The organism is Bacillota bacterium, from assembly GCA_040757085.1.
Taxonomy (GTDB): Bacteria; Bacillota; Sulfobacillia; order JACIYH01; family JACIYH01; genus JACIYH01.
Genome location: JBFLXJ010000002.1, coordinates 152,461 through 169,355, shown reverse-complemented (window position 1 = coordinate 169,355; position 16,895 = coordinate 152,461). Strand labels below are relative to the sequence as shown.

Sequence of the window (16,895 nt, the reverse complement as noted above, 5' to 3'; positions counted from 1 at the left end):
CATGAGACCGGTAGCGGTTCTGTCCATTGACGGGTCGAAGTGCACCGGTTGTCAGATGTGCCTCCTGGCTTGCAGCGCGGCCCGGGAGGGGGTGTTCAACCCCCTCCGGGCCACCCTGCGGGTGGAGAAGCCTTACACGTACGCGGGCCCGGAGGTGAAGTTTTCGGCCTGTGACGGGTGCCTTACCTGCCGGGAGGTGTGTCCCACGGGAGCCATCAGCCTGCGGGACGGTCACCTCCACCTGGAGCGGGAGCTGTGCACGGAGTGCGGCCTGTGCGTCGAGGAGTGTCCCCGGCACGTCATCGTCAGCGATCCCGTGCGGCTGTGCGACGGATGTGACGGCCGCGAGGGCGGCCCGGCCTGCGTGATGTGGTGTCCGGTGGGCGCGCTTTCTCTGGGGCAGGCGGTGGAGGAGGTGATCCGACGTGGCTGAGCCGGGTGCCGGTCGGGACACGTATGCGGGAAAGGTGCTGAGGGTGGATCTGGGGGCCCTGAGCAGTTGGGCGGAGCCCCTTAACCGGGAGTGGGCCCGTCTGTTCTTCGGTGGCAAGGGCCTGGGGTTCCGGTACTTCTATGACGCCGTGCCCGCGGGGACGGATCCCCTTTCTCCCGGGAATGCGCTGCTTTTTGTGACGGGGCCCCTCACGGGGACGCTGGCCCCCTGCACGGGGAAGCTGGGCGTGGTGACCAGGTCGCCGGCCACGGGGACCATCCTGGACTGCTCGGTGGGGGGCACGGTGGCGGCGCGGTTGAAGTACGCCGGGTACGACCTGGTGGTGATCACGGGGCAGGCTCCGCGTCCCGTGGTGCTGGTGATCGATGGCGACCGGGTGTGGTTCCGGGAAGCGGACGACCTGTGGGGCAAGGGGTGCCACGAGACCGAGTTTGTCCTGCGCGATGCCCTGGGTGAGGGGTTTTGCATCATGTCGACCGGGCCGGCGGGTGAGAACCTGGTGCCGCTGGCCTGCTTGACCTCGGAACTGTACCGGCAGGCGGGCCGGGGCGGTGTGGGGGCGGTGATGGGATCCAAGCGGCTGAAGGCGGTGGCGGTGCGGGGGACGGGGTCGGTGGCGGCTCCCGACATGGGGCGTTTCCTGGAATTTGCCTACCGGGCCATGCGGGATGACCTGCTCACCGACACCAACCTGTGGGCCTACACGGACGGTACCCCCATGATCGTGGGGCTTTCCCAGTCGGCGGGGATCCTTCCCACCCGCAACTTCCAGGGGGGTACGTTCCCGGGTGCCGAGGCCATCGGAGCCGATGCGGTGCGGGCACGCCGGGTGGCGAAGAAGTCCTGCTTCGGCTGCGGCCTGGGTTGCGGGAACTTCCTGCGCGTGACTCGGCAGGTTGCGGGGGCCGCGGGTGCAAACCGTCCGGATGCCGGAGCGAAGGCCTGGCCGGGTGAGGGGGCGGTGGAGGGGCCCGAGTACGAGACCCTCGCCCTGACCGGTTCCAACTGCGGCATTGGGGACCTGGAGGCCATCATCGAGTTCAACCGGCTGTGTGACGACCTGGGGCTGGACACCATCTCCACGGGCGGGGTGGTGGCGTTCGCCATGGAACTTCAGCAGCGTGACCTGGTCGACCTGGGCCTGCGCTTTGGCGACGTGGAGTCGTACCTGCGGGCGCCTGTGCTCATTGCCCGGGGCGAGGGAGCGGGCAAGGAACTTGGCCGGGGGGTGCGGTACCTGGCCGGGCGGTACGGCGGCAGGGAATTCGCGATGGAGGTCAAGGGCCTGGAATTCCCCGGGTACGAACCGCGGGGCTCCTGGGGGATGGGACTGGCTTACGCCACCGCCGACCGGGGTGCCTGCCACATGCGGGCCTGGCCGGTGGCGGACGAGGCGTTTGGAGGGCTTGACCCCTTCACCGGGGAAGGCAAGGCGCAACTGGTGATTCGGGGTCAGGACCAGAACTCCATCAAGTTTTCCCTGATCTTTTGTGACTTCTGGGCGCTGAGCCTGGATCTTATGGCCGGATTCTGCACGGTGGCGCTGGGCCGGGAGGTGACGCCCGGCGAGCTGCGCCTGGCCGGAGAGCGCATCTGGAACCTGGGCCGGCTGCTCAACGTGCGGGAAGGGTTCCGGCGCGAGCACGACTACCTGCCCGGGCGCGTCCTGCGCGAGCCGCTCCCGGAGGGGCCTGCTGCGGGCAAGGTGCTACCGCCCGAGGTCTTTACTTCCATGCTGGACGAGTACTATCGGCTGCGTGGCTGGGACGAGGACGGGGTACCGACCCCGGCAAAGCTTGCCCAGCTTGGGCTGGGGGGAATGTAGGATGGGCACCATCCGGATCAGCACCCCTGTACCGGGACCCCGCACCGGGGAGTTGCTCCAGAAGCGGGCCCGTTTTGTCCCGCAGGGGGTGTCCATGGCTACGCCCCTGTTCGTGGAGCGGGCTGCGGGCGCCGTGCTGGAAGATGTGGACGGCAACGTGTTCATCGACTTTGCGGGCGGCATCGCGGTGGTGAACGCCGGGCACTGCCCGCCTCCGGTGGTGGAGGCGGTGCGGCAGCAGGCGGGGCGTTTTCTTCACACCTGCTTTATGGTGGTGGGGTATGCGTCCTATGTGGACCTGGCGGAAGCGCTGGCACATGTCGCGCCCGGTTCCAGCCCCAAGAAGGTCATGTTCGTCAACAGCGGGGCGGAGGCGGTGGAGAACGGGGTGAAGATTGCCCGGAGGGCCACGGGCCGGCAGGCGGTGGTGTGCTTCGATGACGCCTTCCACGGACGCACCCTGCTTGGCATGACCCTGACCAGCCACCTTATGCCCTACAAGGACGGGTTCGGGCCCTTTGCCCCCGAGGTGTACCGGTTCCCGTATGCGTACTGTTACCGTTGTGCCTATGGCAGGTCGCATCCTGGCTGTGGGCTGTACTGCCTGCGGGCGTTTGAGGATGCCCTGGAGGACCGGGTGGGCGGTCGGAACGTGGCGGCGCTGGTGGTGGAGCCGGTGCAGGGGGAGGGTGGATTCATTGTGCCACCTCCGGGCTACCTGCGGGGGCTGAAGGAGATATGTGAGAAGTACGGGATCGTGTTCGTTGCCGACGAGGTGCAGACGGGTTTTGGTCGTACGGGGAAGCTGTTTGCGGTGGAGCATGAGGGTATTGAGCCTGACATCCTGCTGGTGGCCAAGTCGATTGCGGCGGGTTTGCCGCTGGCGGGGGTGATTGGCAAGACCGAGATCATGGACTCCGTGCACAAGGGTGGCATCGGGGGAACTTACGGTGGCAATCCCCTGGCCTGCGCGGCTGCCCTGAAGGTGCTCCAGATCGTGGAGGAGCCCGGCTTCCTCGCGCGTGCGCAGCAGGTGGGAGAGCGCATTGCGGGATTCTGCCGTGACCTGCAGGTGCGCTACCCGCTGGTGGGTGACGTGCGGGGGCTGGGTGCCATGGTGGCGATGGAACTGGTGAAGGACCGGCAGACGAAGGAGCCGGCTACGGCGGAGACGGCGACCATCATCCAGTATGCCTATGAGCACGGGCTGATCCTGCTCAAGGCGGGTCGCTACGGGAATGTGCTGCGCTTCCTGCCGCCGCTGGTGATCAGCGACGAGCAGCTTGAGGAAGGGCTGAGTGTGCTGGGCGATGCTATGGCTGCCGCATCGGCGGCCTGACGGTAAGCCGCACGGGGGCTCCGCGCGGGATGGGGTGGGTGCCGGCGTAACCGCTTGCCTCGCAGCGGGGTCATCGGGCACCGGCCCGGTTGCGCTCGGTCAGGATGCGATGGGCCTTGACGGCGAAGGCGAGGGAGGCGAGGCGTTCGCCTTCGAGGCTGGTCAGCCGTAGCAGCTGCTTGATACGGGTAAGGCGGTACTTCAGCGAATTCCGGTGGACGTAGAGCCGGGAAGCGGCCCTCTCCAGGTGACATCCGCTGTCCAGGAATACTTCCAGCGTGCGCACAAGCTGGGAGCCCCGGCGGCGGTCGTGTTCGATGAGGGGGCCGATTTCTTCGCTCACGAACCGCTCCAGTTCCGCCTGCGGTCCGATCCTCAGCAAGAGGCGATGTATCCCCAGGTCCTGATAAAAAACGATGCGGTCGCCTCCCGCCAGCCCGAGGCTGATATTGAGGGCATCTCTGGCGGCTGCAAAGCTTTCTGCGATCTGGGAGGGGCAGTTGCACAAGAGGCCTATCCCCACCGAAAGAGTGAGACCGGGCAGGACACGCGCGGCCGCCTGCTTAACCCTGAGGGCCAGGTCCTCGATGATCGCCCGCGGGGCGGGGGGCAGGGGGCAGGGATAGACGGAGGTGGGGGACAGGTTATCGTCCGGTACCTGGGCCAGGATCACCACGCTGTCGCTGCGGGGAGCCACCACGTGCTCTCCTGCCAGGGTCCTGTGGGTGGTCTCCGCCACCACGGTGAGAAAACGGCTCTTCAATTCCTGGATGGCCCGCTCGGAGAGGCGCCCTGACAGGCAGAACGATTGGAAGTCGTCCAGGTCAACGATGAGCACCGTGCGCTTACCATCCAGCTTCCAGGCCAGGTACCTGGCCCGTTGCTGGATCGCCTCGGGTTTGACGTTGCCCTCCAGGAGGTCTTCCAGGAAATCGTCCCGGCTGCGCTTGCGGGTGAACACCGCTTCCAGCACCGGGGTGATGATGTCGATGTAGCTGGCGTCCTCCGGGATCTCGATGACGGGAAAGTCGCACGACTCCGCCACCTCAAGTACCTGCGGGGGAGCACCATTGAGGTAGCTCTTGGTGTCCAGTGCTATGGCGGCTGCCCCGTGCGCGGCCAGGTAGCGGATCAGGTCCTGCTGGGTCCGGAGATTGTCCCTGATGGCATAGAAGCTGGTCAGGTACAGGACGTTCGCTCGCACCCAGGGGTCGATCTCGGGCATTTCGATGACGTCCACGTGCTCGATGAGCCTGCCCAGCCCCCGGCGGCCTGCCAGGACGCGGGCCCGCTGCAGCTTGCCTATGCGCAGCGCCTCCATGACACTGATGGCCACGGCCACTCCCCCCTGAGGGTGATTTCGCGCTGCCGGTGGTATTTTCCTGTGTATATCGGACAAAGCAATGACCCATTTTTGGTGCAAAAGGGAGACCCAGTACGGCAGGATGCCAGGCGCGGCTGCAGAACACTCGCCCACCAAAACGGGCTGCGGTGTTGCCCCGTCCGGAGCTGCGGTACTGGCACTTGCCCCGGTACCAGGAGAAAGCCGGCCCACGCGGTGGACCCGGGCGTGTGAGCGGGGGAGCACAGGACACCCGGAGTGAGCCGGGCCAGGGTGTGGGCCCGGCCACGTGTAAGCAAAGGGGGGACAGGGATGAACGGGCGGAAAGGTAGGTTAGGCCTACTGCTGGTGGCGATTGTGGCGGTTTCCCTGCTGGCCGCCTGCAGCAAGCCGGCCCAGCAGCCGGCCAAACCCCAGGTCGCGGTCTACGCCAACTCGAGCGAGGTCATGGTGTTCTGGGACCCGAGCGACAGCTTCTCCAACGAGATCATCGCCATGAACAACATGTACGAGACCCTGCTCCGCTACGACCCCATCGCTGGAAAGTTCACCCCGGTACTGGCCACAGACTATTCCCATTCTCCGGACGGGCTGGAATGGACGTTCCACATCCGCAAGGGTGTGAAGTTCCACACCGGCAATGCCATGGACGCCCATGCCGTGAAGTACTCCATCGAACGCACCATCCAGCGGGGGAAGGGGGCGTCCTTCATATGGGATTCCGTCGACAGGATAGAGGTGCCCGACCAGTACACGGTGGTGTTTAAGCTGAAGTACCCGGCTCCGCTTGACCTGGTCGTTTCTTCGGGGTACGGAGCCCATATATTCGACCCCCAGGCGGTGAAGGAGCATGGGGAGGATTGGTTCGCGGCCGGGCATGAAGCGGGCACGGGTCCTTACATGCTGGAGAGCTACGAGAAGGCCGGGGACCTGGTGCTCACCAAGTTCCCCGACTACTGGGGAGGGTGGGAAGGTAAGCACTTCGACAAGGTGGTGTTCAAGCAGGTTACCGAACCTACCACGCGCCGGCAGATGATCGAGGCGGGACAGGCTGACTACACCAACCAGCTTCCCCTGGATCAAATCGCCGACCTGCAGAAGAATCCCAAGGTCAAGGTGGTGGTGACTCCCTCCTTCCAGAACCTCCTGGGGATGCTGAATACGGAGAAGAAGCCGCTGAACAACCCGGATGTCCGGCGGGCCATCTCGTACGCCGTGCCTTACCGGGACATCATCTCCACGGTCATGCTCGGTTACGCCTCCCAGGCCCGGGGGCCAGTGCCCAAGGGGTTGTGGGGCTACTCCGAGGAAGTGCCCCAGTACACGTACGACCCGGCCAAGGCCCGTGCCCTGCTGGACAAAGCCGGCTACGGCAAGGGCGGGTTGAAGCTGACGCTTACGTACACCAGCGGGGACGACCAGGAGCGCAGGGTGGCGGAACTCATGAAGGCCTCCTTCGCCGAGCTCGGCATCGGTCTGGACATCCGGGTCATGAACTGGGAGCAGCAGTGGGAACTCGCCAAGAATCCGGACCCCCAGAAGCGTCAGGACATCTTCCTCTTTTACTGGTGGCCTGATTACGCCGATCCGTACAGCTTCCTGGTCAACCTCTTCCACTCCGAGCCCGAAATCGTCTTCAACCTGAGCTACTACAAGAATCCCGAGTACGACCGGCTCATCGAGGAGGGGCGCCGGGTTTCCGGCATCGACCGGCAACAGGCCATCGCCAAGTACGTGCAGGCGCAGAAGATCCTGGTGGAAGACGCAGCTGCCCTGTTCCTTTACGACCTGGAGTACGTGCGGCCCGTGGCGGCGTCGCTGAAAGGCTTCGTAGACAACCCGGCCTATCCGCACGTGGTGTGGTGGTACGACTGTTATCGCGAGGAGGCAAAGTAGCCTCCCTGGGGGTGGTCTTCGTTGCGCAAGCTGGAGATCCAGGAAGCCAGGGACGTGCTGGATGGTTGTGCCCTGCTCGCCACCGGCGGCGGGGGAGATCCCTCCCTGGGGTGGGAGATGGTGCGGCGCGAGCACGAGGCGGGACGGGTATTCTGGTTGGCCTCGCCACAGGAGTTGCCGGATGACGCCTCTACGTGCTCGGTGTACTTCACGGGTTCCACGGCCCCCAAAAGCCCGGAGGCATCTGCCCGTTTCGCCCGGTTGCCACGGCCCCAAGAGCCGCCCGCATACCTGGCCATGCGCGCCCTGGAGCGGCACCTGGGCCGTCCGTTTACTGCCCTGGTGTCCATTGAGTACGGCGGGCTTAACACGGCGGTGGGGATGGCCGTGGCCGCCCGGGCGGGGATTCCCCTGCTGGACGCCGATGCCGCGGGGCGGGCTGTTCCCGACCTGCAGTTCTCCACGTACTACCTGCAGGGGCTGCCTATCTACCCGCTGGCCCTGTGCACCGATTTCGGGGAGCCCATGGTCATTGAGCGGGTGGTGGACGATTTCCGGGCGGAAGACCTGGTGCGGGCCGTCGCCGTGGCCAGCGGGGGGATGGTGGCTACGGCGGATCACCCCGCCCGGGTGGGGCAGTTGCGGGCGGGCGGGGTGATCCCGGGGGCACTGACGCGGGCCCTGGCGGTGGGACGGGCGCGGCGCGAAGCCTGGGAGGCGGGCCGGGATCCCGTGGAGGCGGTGGTGCGGACCGGGGGAGGGGAACTCCTGTTCCGAGGTGTGGTGCGCACCGATCCCCGCTGGGAAGACAGGGAGGGTTTCCTGTTCGGGGAGATGGAACTCGAGGGTACCGGCGCTTGGGCGGGTAGCAGGTACCGGATCTGGTTCAAGAACGAGAACATCATCTCCTGGAAGGACGGGCACGTGGACGTCACCGTCCCCGATCTCATTTGCGTGCTCCGCCAGGAAGACGGCAGCCCGATCCTCAATCCTCATGCTCCGGCGGGGACGGAGGTGGCGGTGGTCGGATTCCCCGCTCCCCGGGAGTGGCTCAACGAGCGGGGGCTGGGCATCCTGGTTCCCCGCTTCTTCGGGTTCGACGTGGACTGGGATCCCGGCCGGTTCGCCCGGCAGGGGTAGGGGTACGGCTGCCCGGTGGGTACGCCGGCTGGGGGGAGATTCGTGCGTGAACTGCAGTGGGAAGAAGTAGAAGATCTGCTGGTGGGCTGTGCCGTCCTGGCCACGGGTGGTGGGGGCCACCTGGAGAGCGGCCTTGCCCTGGCGCGCAGGTGTTACCGGCAGTTCGGCCCGGTGTGGATGGTGGACCTGGACGAACTCGCCGACGGCGACCTGCTGGCCTGCCCGTATTTCGTGGGTGCCGTCGCCCCCGCCCAAGGTGGGGAGGCAGATACAGCGGAGGCGGGTACCCCCGGGGACGGCCCGGTTTCGGAAAGCTACGAGCCCCTGGTGGCCGTGCGTGCCCTGGAGAGATTCCTGGGCCACCCCATCGCCGGCGTGGTGCCGACGGAGTTGGGGGGTGGGAACACGGCGGCTGCCCTGGCCGTGGCCTGGGCCATGGGGAGGCCCGTCGTGGACGCCGACCCGGCGGGAAGGGCGGTGCCCGAGCTGTACCATTCCACGTTCTACCTGGATGGTGTGCCCATCGCCCCGCTGGCTCTGGCCAGCGGGTCCGGCGACGTGGCCATCGTGGAGAAGGTGGCTGATGACTTCCGGGCCGAGGCCATAGCCCGGGCTTTCGCGGTGGCCAGTGGTAACCGGGCCGGGGTGGCCGACCACCCGGTGCCGGCGGCAGTGGCCAGGCAGTCACTCCTGGCGGGGACGCTGAGCAGAGCCCGGGCGGTAGGGGCCGCCCTGCGGGCGGCCAGGAGCGGGGGGATGGACCCGGCCACGGCTGCCGCCCGGGCCGGCGGAGGCATGGTTATATTCCGGGGCGCGGTGGTGGCGGACAGCACCTTCCGGATCGCGGGGGGCCTGACGGAAGGTGAGGTGGCGGTGGCGGGCTCCGGGCCCTACCAGGGAAGAACACTGGAGGTGACGTTCCGCAACGAGCACATGGTGGCCCGGCTGGATGGGACCGTGGTGGCCACGATCCCCGACCTCATATCCCTGCTGGGGGAGGAGGACGGCCAGCCCGTGCTGAACCCCGCCATCCCGGCTGGCAGGGAGGTGGCAGTGGTAGTGTTCCCCGCCCCGGGCAAGTGGCGTACGGCCCGGGGGCTGGAGGTGCTGGGACCGCGGTACCTGGGGCTCGAGGCCGCATACGTGCCGGTGGAGGAGCTGTGCCGGTGTCACGGCTTGGGAGAGATGGCCGACGCGAGGATGGGTGATGCCGATGGGCGCCTACGAATTTGAGTTGAGCGCGGCCGCCGGGAAGCTGGTACGGGAGTCCCTGCGGGTCAAGCCGGGGGAAGTGGTGGCAATCACGGCGGACACGCTGAGTGACGAGGAAGTGGTGCGGGCCACGGCCGCGGCGGTGCTGGATTCGGGGGGCAAGCCCCTGGTCCTGAAAGTGGCGACTCCCCGCGGGGTGGGTAAGGCGGCCGACCCCGACCTTCCCGTAGAAGCTCTGGCCCGGGCGGTGGCATCCTCCCGGGTCTGGGTGGAGTACAACCACCAGTGGCTGCTGTATTCGGGGGTCTACGAGCATGCTACGGCCGCCAACCCGGAACTGCGCTACCTGTGCCTGTGCGGCATGACTGCGGACCTCATGGTGAGGGCCATCGGTCGCGTGGACATGGCCGCCCTGCGTCGCTTCCTGGAGAAGGTCCGCGACCTGACCTCCCGGGCCACCCACGTTCGCATCACCACCCCTGCCGGCACGGAGGTGTCATTCCAGAACGTGGGGCCGGACCACTCCATCAGTTGTGACTGGGGAGACGCGTCTACCCCCGGGGTGTGGATGCTGGCCGGGCAGGTGGGCTGGTCCCCCCGGCTGGAAACGGTGGAAGGAACCATCGTGTTCGACGGGTCACTGTGCCCGCCCCTGGGCATCCTCAAGGCGCCGATTTTCCTGGAGGTACGGGAGGGGCGCATAGTCTCCATCACGGGTGGCCCCCAGGCGGAGGAGTTCCGGGCCTGGCTGGAATCCTTCCGGGACCCCAATATGTTCCGGCTCGGCCACGTCTGCTACGGGTTTAATCCTGGGGCCAGGCTCACGGGAAACGTACTGGAAGACGAGCGGGTGTGGGGGTGCACGGAGTGGGGCATCGGTTACATGAGCCCCATTGATGTCCCGCCCGACGGCATCCGGGCCGCCTCGCACTGCGACGGCATATGCCTCAATTCGTCCGTGTGGCTGGATGGGGTCCAGATCCTGGACCGGGGCCGGGTGGTGGGCCCGGAACTGGAGGATCTGGCCAGAGCCGCGCGGGGCGGGTGAGGGATATGGATGCGGGGGACGTAATGGCAGGAGCTCGCCGCGCCCTGCAGGTGTGCCTGGGGGTGAAGCCGGGCGAGGTGGTGGCGGTGGTCTGCGACGCGCCCCGCCGCGAATTGGGGGAGGCATTTCGGCTGGCCGCCCGGGAAATGGGTGCGGAGCCGGTCCTGGTGCTCATGGAGGTGCGCAACCGGGACGGGGAGGAACCACCCCCCGCGGTGGCCGCTGCCATGGCGCACGCCCACGTGGTGGTGATGCCCACCACCTTTTCCCTGTCCCACACTTCCGCCCGACGGGAGGCCTGTGCGCGCGGGGCCCGCGTCGCCTCCATGCCGGGGATAACGGCGGATATGATGGCCAGGGTGCTCCCCGCCGACTACCACCTGGTGGCCCGGCGGGCGACGGTGCTGGCCGACCTCCTCACCCGGGCGGGGAGGGCGCGCATCGTGAGTGCCGGTGGTACCGACGTCACCATGTCCCTGGCCGGGCGGGTGGGTCATGCCGACACCGGGCTTTACCTGACCCCCGGGAGCTTCGGGAACCTGCCCGCCGGAGAGGCCTACATCGCCCCGGTGGAGGGCACGGCCGAGGGTGTGGTGGTGATCGATGGATCTCTGCTGGACGAGCGGGTGGACCAACCCGTGCGGATATGGCTGGAAGGTGGCCGCGCGGTGCGGATCGAGGGCGGCCGGGTGGCCGCGGAACTGAGGCGGCTGCTGGAAGAGGTGGGAGAGGGAGCTGCCAACCTGGCGGAACTGGGGATCGGCACCAACGACCTGGCCACGGTGAGCGGGAACGTGCTCGAGGACGAAAAAGTCCTGGGTACGGTTCACGTGGCCTTCGGGGACAACGCCAGCATGGGCGGGCACGTGCAGGTTCCCCTGCACGTCGACGGCATCATCATGACACCTACCCTTTTCCTGGACGGGGAGGTCATCCTGCGCGACGGAGTGCTGGCCGGGATGTCCGGGTGGCGTGAGCGGGCAGGGTGACGCAAGGCCGGGGAGGGGCCGGTACTGGGGGGACGAGTGTGGCTAGGTACCTTTTTGTCAATCCCGTGGGGACGGACACCTGGGACGCCCAGGACGAGGCATACCTCCGCTCCCTCGTTGCACCCGGGGACGAGGTACGGGTGGCCAGCCTGACGTACGGGCCCCCGGCGGTGGACACGGAGACCAGGCTAGTGGAGGCCGAGTACGGGGTAGCGGCGTTGCTGGACGTCCTGGCGGAGGCGGGCCGGGCACCGGAACGGGGCCCGGGCAGAGACGTCTATGACGCCGTGGTCATCAACTGCTGCGCTGACCCCGGCCTGGCCCCTGGCCGCGAACTCCTCGCCTGTCCGGTGCTGGGTGCAGGCGAGACGGCCCTGGCCCTGGCTCCCCTTTTCGGGGAAGGGGTGGCGGTGCTGGCTCCCGACGAGAATGCCGCGGTCATGTTCCGCCGTTACTTGCGTCGCCTGGGCCTGGAGGGGATGGTGGGCGGCATTTACCCCCTGGGCGTGGCGGTGGCGGATTTGGAACGCCAGCCCGACCGCACGGTGGAGTGCACGGTGCGGGCCGCCTTGCGCGCCCACGAGGAGGCCAACGCCCAGGTGATGGTGCTGGGCTGCACCGGCCTGGCCCCGCTTGCCCCCAGGGTGGCCGCCGTGCTGGAGGGGATGGGGCTGGTGGTGCTGGAACCGATGGCCCTTGCCTTCCGCGCCGCCCAGGTCCTGGTCAGGCTGGGACTGTCCCATTTCCGGGGGGGCCTGTATGCCCCTTACCGGGAGCCGCCGGTTGGGAGGATCCAGGGTTACGGCGCTGAAGGTACCAGCGGGCCTGGGGAGCAAGCAGGGGTGTTCACGGGTGGCCCTGGGGGCAGGATCGGCGGGGATCCTGATCCCGTAGATGTTTTGCTGGTCAATCCGGTAGTCTCGCCCGGCCTGCTATCATGGGTACCGGAATATGCTCACACCGTGTTGCCGCCCTGGACCAGGGTACACGTGAAGGACATCACCGAAGGGCCGCCCTGTATAGAAACCTTTTACCAGGAGGCATGTGCCCGTCCCGGTGTGGTGCGGGCAGCGCGCGGTGAGGAGGGGGCTTTCGACGTCAGTGTGGTTAACTGCTTCGCCGACCCGGCCGTGCGGGCCCTGCGGGAGTCCACCGGCAGACCTGCCCTTGGCCTGGCAGAGGCCAGCTGCAGACTGGCTCTGCTGCTGGGGCACCGCTTCGGGGTGGTATCGACGGGGCGGAACGCCGGCCCCTGGACCGAGCTGCAGGTCAGGGAGATGGGGTTGACCCAACGGCTGGCGGGTGCGGTGGGGATCGACATAGGGGTCCTCGAACTTTCCAGCGACGAGGCCGTCACGGCGGAAGCAATCGTTTCGGAAGCCCGGAATCTGGTAGGACGGGCTGGGGCGGAGGTGATTGTCCTGGGCTGCGGTGCGATGGCGAAGATGGCCGGCGCGGTAGCCCAGAAGCTGGATGTACCCGTCCTGGAGCCATTGGCCGTAGCTCTTAACCTGGCCGACTTGGTGGGGAGGGCGAGGCCTTGGCGGAAGAGATGACGCTGTCGGGAGGAAGTGGCGCTTATCGCGACACGGTCGGGAGGTACAGCAGGGATTGAGAGCGTACGTCGTTCGCAGGCTGCTGCTGGGAGTTGTGGTATTGTTTGGGGTGACGCTGGTGACCTTCTTCATCGCCAGGGTCATCCCCTCCGACCCCGCGGCGCGCTGGGTGGGAGGCCACCCCACCGCGGAGCAGATTGCCCGCGCCCGGGTAGAGCTGGGCCTGGACAAGCCGCTGTACGTGCAATACCTGCGCTACATGGGGGACCTGTTGCGGGGGGAGTGGGGCAGGTCCATCCGCACCCACCGTCCGGTCATCGCGGATATTCGCGCCTTCCTGCCCGCCTCGCTGGAGCTCATACTGAGCGGCATGTTGATCGCCGTGGTGGTGGGGGTGCCGATGGGCATCCTTTCCGCCACCCGCAAGGATAAGCTGCCCGATCACGGTGCCCGGCTGCTGTCCATCGGGGCGGTTTCGGTGCCCACCTTCTGGCTGGCCATGCTGCTGCAATTGCTCTTTTTCGGCTACCTTGGGATTCTACCCCTGGGGGGCCGGGTGGACACCGTGGTGCGGCTCACCTATCCCATTCACCGCATCACCGGGTCGTATTTGCTGGACTCCCTCCTTACCGGTAACTGGCCGGTATTCAGCAACGCCCTCAGCCACATGGTGCTGCCGGCCGTCACCATGGCCGCATACCCCCTGGGGCTCATCACCAGGATGACCCGCTCGTCTCTGCTCGAGGTGATGAGCGAGGAGTACATCGTGGTGCCACGGGCGTACGGCATCCCGCGCTCGGTGGTGTATTACCGGTACGCCCTCAAGAACGCGCTGGGGCCCACCATTACCGTGCTGGGGCTCACCTTCGCGTATTCCCTGGCGGAGACGTTCCTGGTGGAAAGCGTCTTCAACTGGCCGGGGTTGGGGCAGTACGCTTCCCAGTCCATCCTCTCGGCGGACTACCCCGCCATCATGGGAGTCACCATCGTGGTGGCATGTACCTACGTGATTGTCAACCTGGTGGTGGACCTCATCCTGGCCTGGCTCGATCCGCGCATCCGGCTGGAGGGATGACATGAGCGACGAGGCAACGCGCACTCTGGACGCCACCCCGGATCACAATAGTCAAGAGCGCAGGAGGGCGGGGGTCGGCTATACGTGGTACCTTTTCCGGCGCAACCGCCTGACGGTAGCCGGTACGGCGGTGGTGCTGCTGCTTATCCTCGTGGCGCTGGCCGCCCCCTGGCTGGCGCCCTATCCAGGGGATGCCGGCGCCGACGTGCATCCGGAGAGGGCACTGCTTCCGCCCAGCCGGGAGCACCCGTTTGGCACGGACGAACTGGGGCGTGACCTGTTCAGCCGGGTACTGTTTGGGTCCCGCATATCCCTGACTGTGGGGGTCATTGCCATCGGGCTGGCGCTGCTCATCGGGGTGCCCGTCGGGCTGGCGGCGGGGTTCTTCGGGGGAACGGTGGACGAGGTGCTCATGCGGGTGTGCGACGTGTTCATGAGCTTTCCGCCCTTGTTACTGTCCGTGGCCATATGCGCCATGCTGGGTCCCAGCCTGACCAACGTCATGATTTCTATCGGCATAGCGTGGTGGCCCTGGTACAGCCGCCTCATCCGGGCCCAGGCCCTGTCGGTCAGGGAGCGGGGGTTCGTGGAAGCCGCCCGCGCGGCGGGGGTCAAGCCCTGGGTGGTTATCTGGCGGCACATCCTGCCCAACACCATGGCTCCGGTGGTGGTGCAGGCTTCCATGGACTTCGGCGGGGTGATCCTCACCGCGGCGTCTTTAGGGTTCCTGGGGATGGGGGCGCAGCCCCCTACGCCCGAGTGGGGGCTGCTGGTGAGCATCGGGCGCAACTTCTTCCTCAACCAGTGGTGGTACGTTACTTTCCCCGGCCTGGCCATATTCGTGGCCGTGCTGGCATTCAACCTGGTGGGAGACGGGATCAGGGAGATTTCCGATCCCCGCACACGGGAGGCGTAGCCTGCTTGGAGCGGTTCCTCACGGCACCTGGTGCACCTGCGGCAACGGATGAGACCCTGGCCAGCGAGCTCATGTCCATCCGGGATCTGAAGGTGGGTTTCCGCGTTTACGGCGGCACCGTACAGGCGGTTGACCTGCAGTACCTGTCCTTGCAGACGGGGGAGACGCTGGCCCTGGTGGGAGAGACGGGGTGTGGCAAGTCGGTGACCGCCCGCGCCATCCTGCGGCTGCTACCGCCGGGCAAGGCCGTGGTCTCGGGCAGTATCATTTTCCGGGGGGAGGACCTGCTGAGCAAGAGCGAGCGGGAGATGGACCGGGTCAGGGGCAAGGAGATATCCATGGTGTTCCAGGATCCCATGTCCTCGTTCAACCCGGTTTTTCCCGTGGGCGATGCCATGGTGCGGGCCATTCGCCTGCACCAGGGGGTGACGGCTCGGGAGGCGCGCCAGCGCGCTATCGAGGTGTTCCGCCTGGTGCGCCTGCCCCGGCCGGAGGCTGTCCTGTCCATGTATCCCCACGAACTGAGCGGGGGCATGCGCCAGCGGGTGATGATCGCCATGGCCCTTTCCTGCCGCCCCTCCCTGCTCATAGCCGACGAACCCACCACCGCCCTGGACGTCACCATCCAGGCCCAGATTCTGCGCCTGCTGGTGGATCTCAGGCGCGAGGTGGGGGCGGCAGTCATCTTTATCACCCACAACCTGGGGGTGGTGGCCCAGATTGCCCAGAACGTGGCCGTGATGTATGCGGGGGATGTGGTGGAGTGGGGACCGGTAGAGGACATCTTCTACCACCCGGCCCACCCCTATACCCGCCTGCTGCTGGCGGCCATTCCTCGCCGGGGGAGCAAGGGCAGGCTGCAGGTGATCCACGGGGAGGTCCCCAGCGCCCTGCGCCTGCCCCGGGGATGCCGTTTCGCCCCGCGTTGCCCCGCGGCCCGGGAAGTATGCCGGCACGAGCGGCCGCGGCTGCACGCACACGCCGGCCGGGCGGTGGCCTGCCACTTTGCAGGGGAGGTGACCGCATGAGCACCGGGCTGCCGTTGGGGCTGGGCGTGGCCGGCGGCAAGGAAACCCCCCTTCTTGAGGTGCGAGGGTTGAAGAAGTACTTCCCCATCAGGACGGGGGTACTCCGCCGGGTGACGGGTTGGGTGCGAGCGGTAGACGGGGTCAGCCTGACGGTGCGGAGGCGGGGGGAATCCCTCGGCATAGTGGGGGAATCAGGTTGCGGCAAGAGTACTCTGGCCCGCACCATCCTGCGCCTGGTGGAACCCACGGGCGGAAGCGTGGTCTTCGACGGCCACGATATCACTTCCCTTCGGGGTGAAGACCTGCGGCGCATGCGCCGGCACATGCAGATAGTTTTCCAGGATCCTTACTGGTCCCTGGACCCGCGCCTGCGCGTTATGGACATCGTGGCCGAGCCCCTGCGGGCCCACATGCGACTGTCGTGCAGGGAATTGCGTCGCAGGGTGGAGGAACTGTGCGCCCTGGTGGGACTTCCTGCGGAATTCCTGAGCCGCTACCCGCACGAGATGAGCGGAGGCCAGCGTCAGCGGGTGGGGGTGGCGAGGGCCCTCGCCCTCGATCCCTCACTGGTGGTACTGGATGAGCCCACCAGTTCTCTGGATGTATCGGTGCAGGCCCAGGTATTGAATCTGCTCTCGGACCTGCAGGCCCGCCTGGGACTGTCTTATCTGCTCATCTCCCACGATATCGGCGTGGTGGAACACATGTGCGATAACGTGGGGGTCATGTACCTGGGGGTGATGGTGGAGACAGGACCGGTCGAGAAGGTACTGGGCCGGCCCCTCCATCCGTACACCGGGGCCCTGATCAATGCGGTTCCGGCGCCGGATCCCAAGAAACGCAGCCTGGGTGCTCCTCTGGAGGGGGACGTGCCGGATCCTTCTGCACCGCCGCCGGGATGTCGCTTCTGGACCCGCTGCCCCCACGCCCGCGACATTTGCCGGGCCGAGGTCCCGGCCCTGCGCCCCGTCGAACCCGGGCACGAGGTGGCCTGCCACCTCGCCTGACAAGGGCGGTACCTCCGCCGGGGCTTTGTGCTGCTCTCAATCATAAGCTGGTTGGGAGGAGTATTGGG

Annotated in this window: 14 protein-coding genes; 13 read left to right on the top strand and 1 reads right to left on the bottom strand. The window is 67.0% G+C overall.

The features are described 5' to 3' along the window. The first annotated feature begins 1 nt into the window (after position 1). Genes AB1446_01100 through gabT form a run of 3 tightly spaced genes read left to right on the top strand, consistent with a single transcriptional unit; the run spans position 2 to position 3,618 of the window. A complete protein-coding gene (locus AB1446_01100) occupies positions 2-433 on the top strand; it encodes a 4Fe-4S binding protein (protein MEW6545501.1) in 432 nt (143 codons plus the stop codon). Beyond that, positions 426-2,279, top strand: a complete 1,854-nt coding sequence (locus AB1446_01095; protein ID MEW6545500.1) for an aldehyde ferredoxin oxidoreductase family protein — start codon at positions 426-428, stop codon at positions 2,277-2,279. Before AB1446_01100 ends, AB1446_01095 begins: the two co-directional genes overlap by 8 nt. Position 2,280: 1 nt before the next feature. Then, a complete protein-coding gene (gabT, locus tag AB1446_01090; GenBank protein MEW6545499.1) occupies positions 2,281-3,618 on the top strand; it encodes a 4-aminobutyrate--2-oxoglutarate transaminase in 1,338 nt (445 codons plus the stop codon). Between the two features lie 70 nt (positions 3,619-3,688). Here gabT and AB1446_01085 read toward each other — a convergent pair whose 3' ends face one another. After that, entirely contained in the window at positions 3,689-4,954 is a 1,266-nt protein-coding gene (locus tag AB1446_01085; protein ID MEW6545498.1) for a PucR family transcriptional regulator ligand-binding domain-containing protein, read from the bottom strand. 318 nt (positions 4,955-5,272) lie between these two features. Between AB1446_01085 and AB1446_01080 the strand changes: the two genes are divergently transcribed. The 10 genes from AB1446_01080 to AB1446_01035 are packed head-to-tail and all read left to right on the top strand — an operon-like array spanning position 5,273 to position 16,827. Further along, positions 5,273-6,856: an ABC transporter substrate-binding protein gene (locus AB1446_01080; GenBank protein ID MEW6545497.1), complete on the top strand. Its 1,584-nt coding sequence runs from the start codon at positions 5,273-5,275 to the stop codon at positions 6,854-6,856. A 21-nt stretch (positions 6,857-6,877) separates the two neighbouring features. Beyond that, positions 6,878-7,996: a DUF917 domain-containing protein gene (locus tag AB1446_01075; protein ID MEW6545496.1), complete on the top strand. Its 1,119-nt coding sequence runs from the start codon at positions 6,878-6,880 to the stop codon at positions 7,994-7,996. Between the two features lie 42 nt (positions 7,997-8,038). Next, positions 8,039-9,229 (top strand): DUF917 domain-containing protein, encoded by a 1,191-nt coding sequence (locus AB1446_01070; GenBank protein ID MEW6545495.1) that lies wholly within the window; start codon positions 8,039-8,041, stop codon positions 9,227-9,229. Next, positions 9,210-10,256, top strand: coding sequence for an aminopeptidase (locus AB1446_01065; protein MEW6545494.1), 1,047 nt, complete (start codon positions 9,210-9,212; stop codon positions 10,254-10,256). The genes AB1446_01070 and AB1446_01065 overlap by 20 nt, the downstream gene beginning before the upstream one ends. A 5-nt stretch (positions 10,257-10,261) precedes the next feature. Further along, positions 10,262-11,245: an aminopeptidase gene (locus AB1446_01060; GenBank protein ID MEW6545493.1), complete on the top strand. Its 984-nt coding sequence runs from the start codon at positions 10,262-10,264 to the stop codon at positions 11,243-11,245. A gap of 38 nt (positions 11,246-11,283) precedes the next feature. Continuing rightward, positions 11,284-12,801, top strand: coding sequence for an aspartate/glutamate racemase family protein (locus AB1446_01055; GenBank protein ID MEW6545492.1), 1,518 nt, complete (start codon positions 11,284-11,286; stop codon positions 12,799-12,801). A 55-nt stretch (positions 12,802-12,856) separates the two neighbouring features. After that, on the top strand, positions 12,857-13,876 hold the full coding sequence (locus tag AB1446_01050; GenBank protein ID MEW6545491.1) for an ABC transporter permease: 1,020 nt from the start codon (positions 12,857-12,859) through the stop codon (positions 13,874-13,876). 1 nt (position 13,877) lies between these two features. After that, complete coding sequence (locus AB1446_01045) at positions 13,878-14,792, top strand: ABC transporter permease (protein MEW6545490.1); 915 nt, start codon at positions 13,878-13,880, stop codon at positions 14,790-14,792. Positions 14,793-14,797: 5 nt separating this feature from the next. Further along, positions 14,798-15,820, top strand: a complete 1,023-nt coding sequence (locus AB1446_01040; GenBank protein MEW6545489.1) for an ABC transporter ATP-binding protein — start codon at positions 14,798-14,800, stop codon at positions 15,818-15,820. Next, the gene (locus AB1446_01035) at positions 15,817-16,827 is read left to right on the top strand and encodes an ABC transporter ATP-binding protein (GenBank protein ID MEW6545488.1); all 1,011 of its coding nucleotides are present in this window, start codon (positions 15,817-15,819) and stop codon (positions 16,825-16,827) included. Before AB1446_01040 ends, AB1446_01035 begins: the two co-directional genes overlap by 4 nt. Positions 16,828-16,895: the final 68 nt, after the last annotated feature.

Bases quoted from the DNA above. Each gene is read 5' to 3' on its own strand.
- AB1446_01100 (MEW6545501.1), top strand. From the start codon at position 2: ATGAGACCGGTAGCGGTTCTGTCCATTGACGGGTCGAAGTGCACCGGT.
- gabT (MEW6545499.1), top strand. From the start codon at position 2,281: ATGGGCACCATCCGGATCAGCACCCCTGTACCGGGACCCCGCACCGGG.
- AB1446_01080 (MEW6545497.1), top strand. From the start codon at position 5,273: ATGAACGGGCGGAAAGGTAGGTTAGGCCTACTGCTGGTGGCGATTGTG.
- AB1446_01065 (MEW6545494.1), top strand. From the start codon at position 9,210: ATGGGCGCCTACGAATTTGAGTTGAGCGCGGCCGCCGGGAAGCTGGTA.
- AB1446_01060 (MEW6545493.1), top strand. From the start codon at position 10,262: ATGGATGCGGGGGACGTAATGGCAGGAGCTCGCCGCGCCCTGCAGGTG.
- AB1446_01045 (MEW6545490.1), top strand. From the start codon at position 13,878: ATGAGCGACGAGGCAACGCGCACTCTGGACGCCACCCCGGATCACAAT.
- AB1446_01035 (MEW6545488.1), top strand. From the start codon at position 15,817: ATGAGCACCGGGCTGCCGTTGGGGCTGGGCGTGGCCGGCGGCAAGGAA.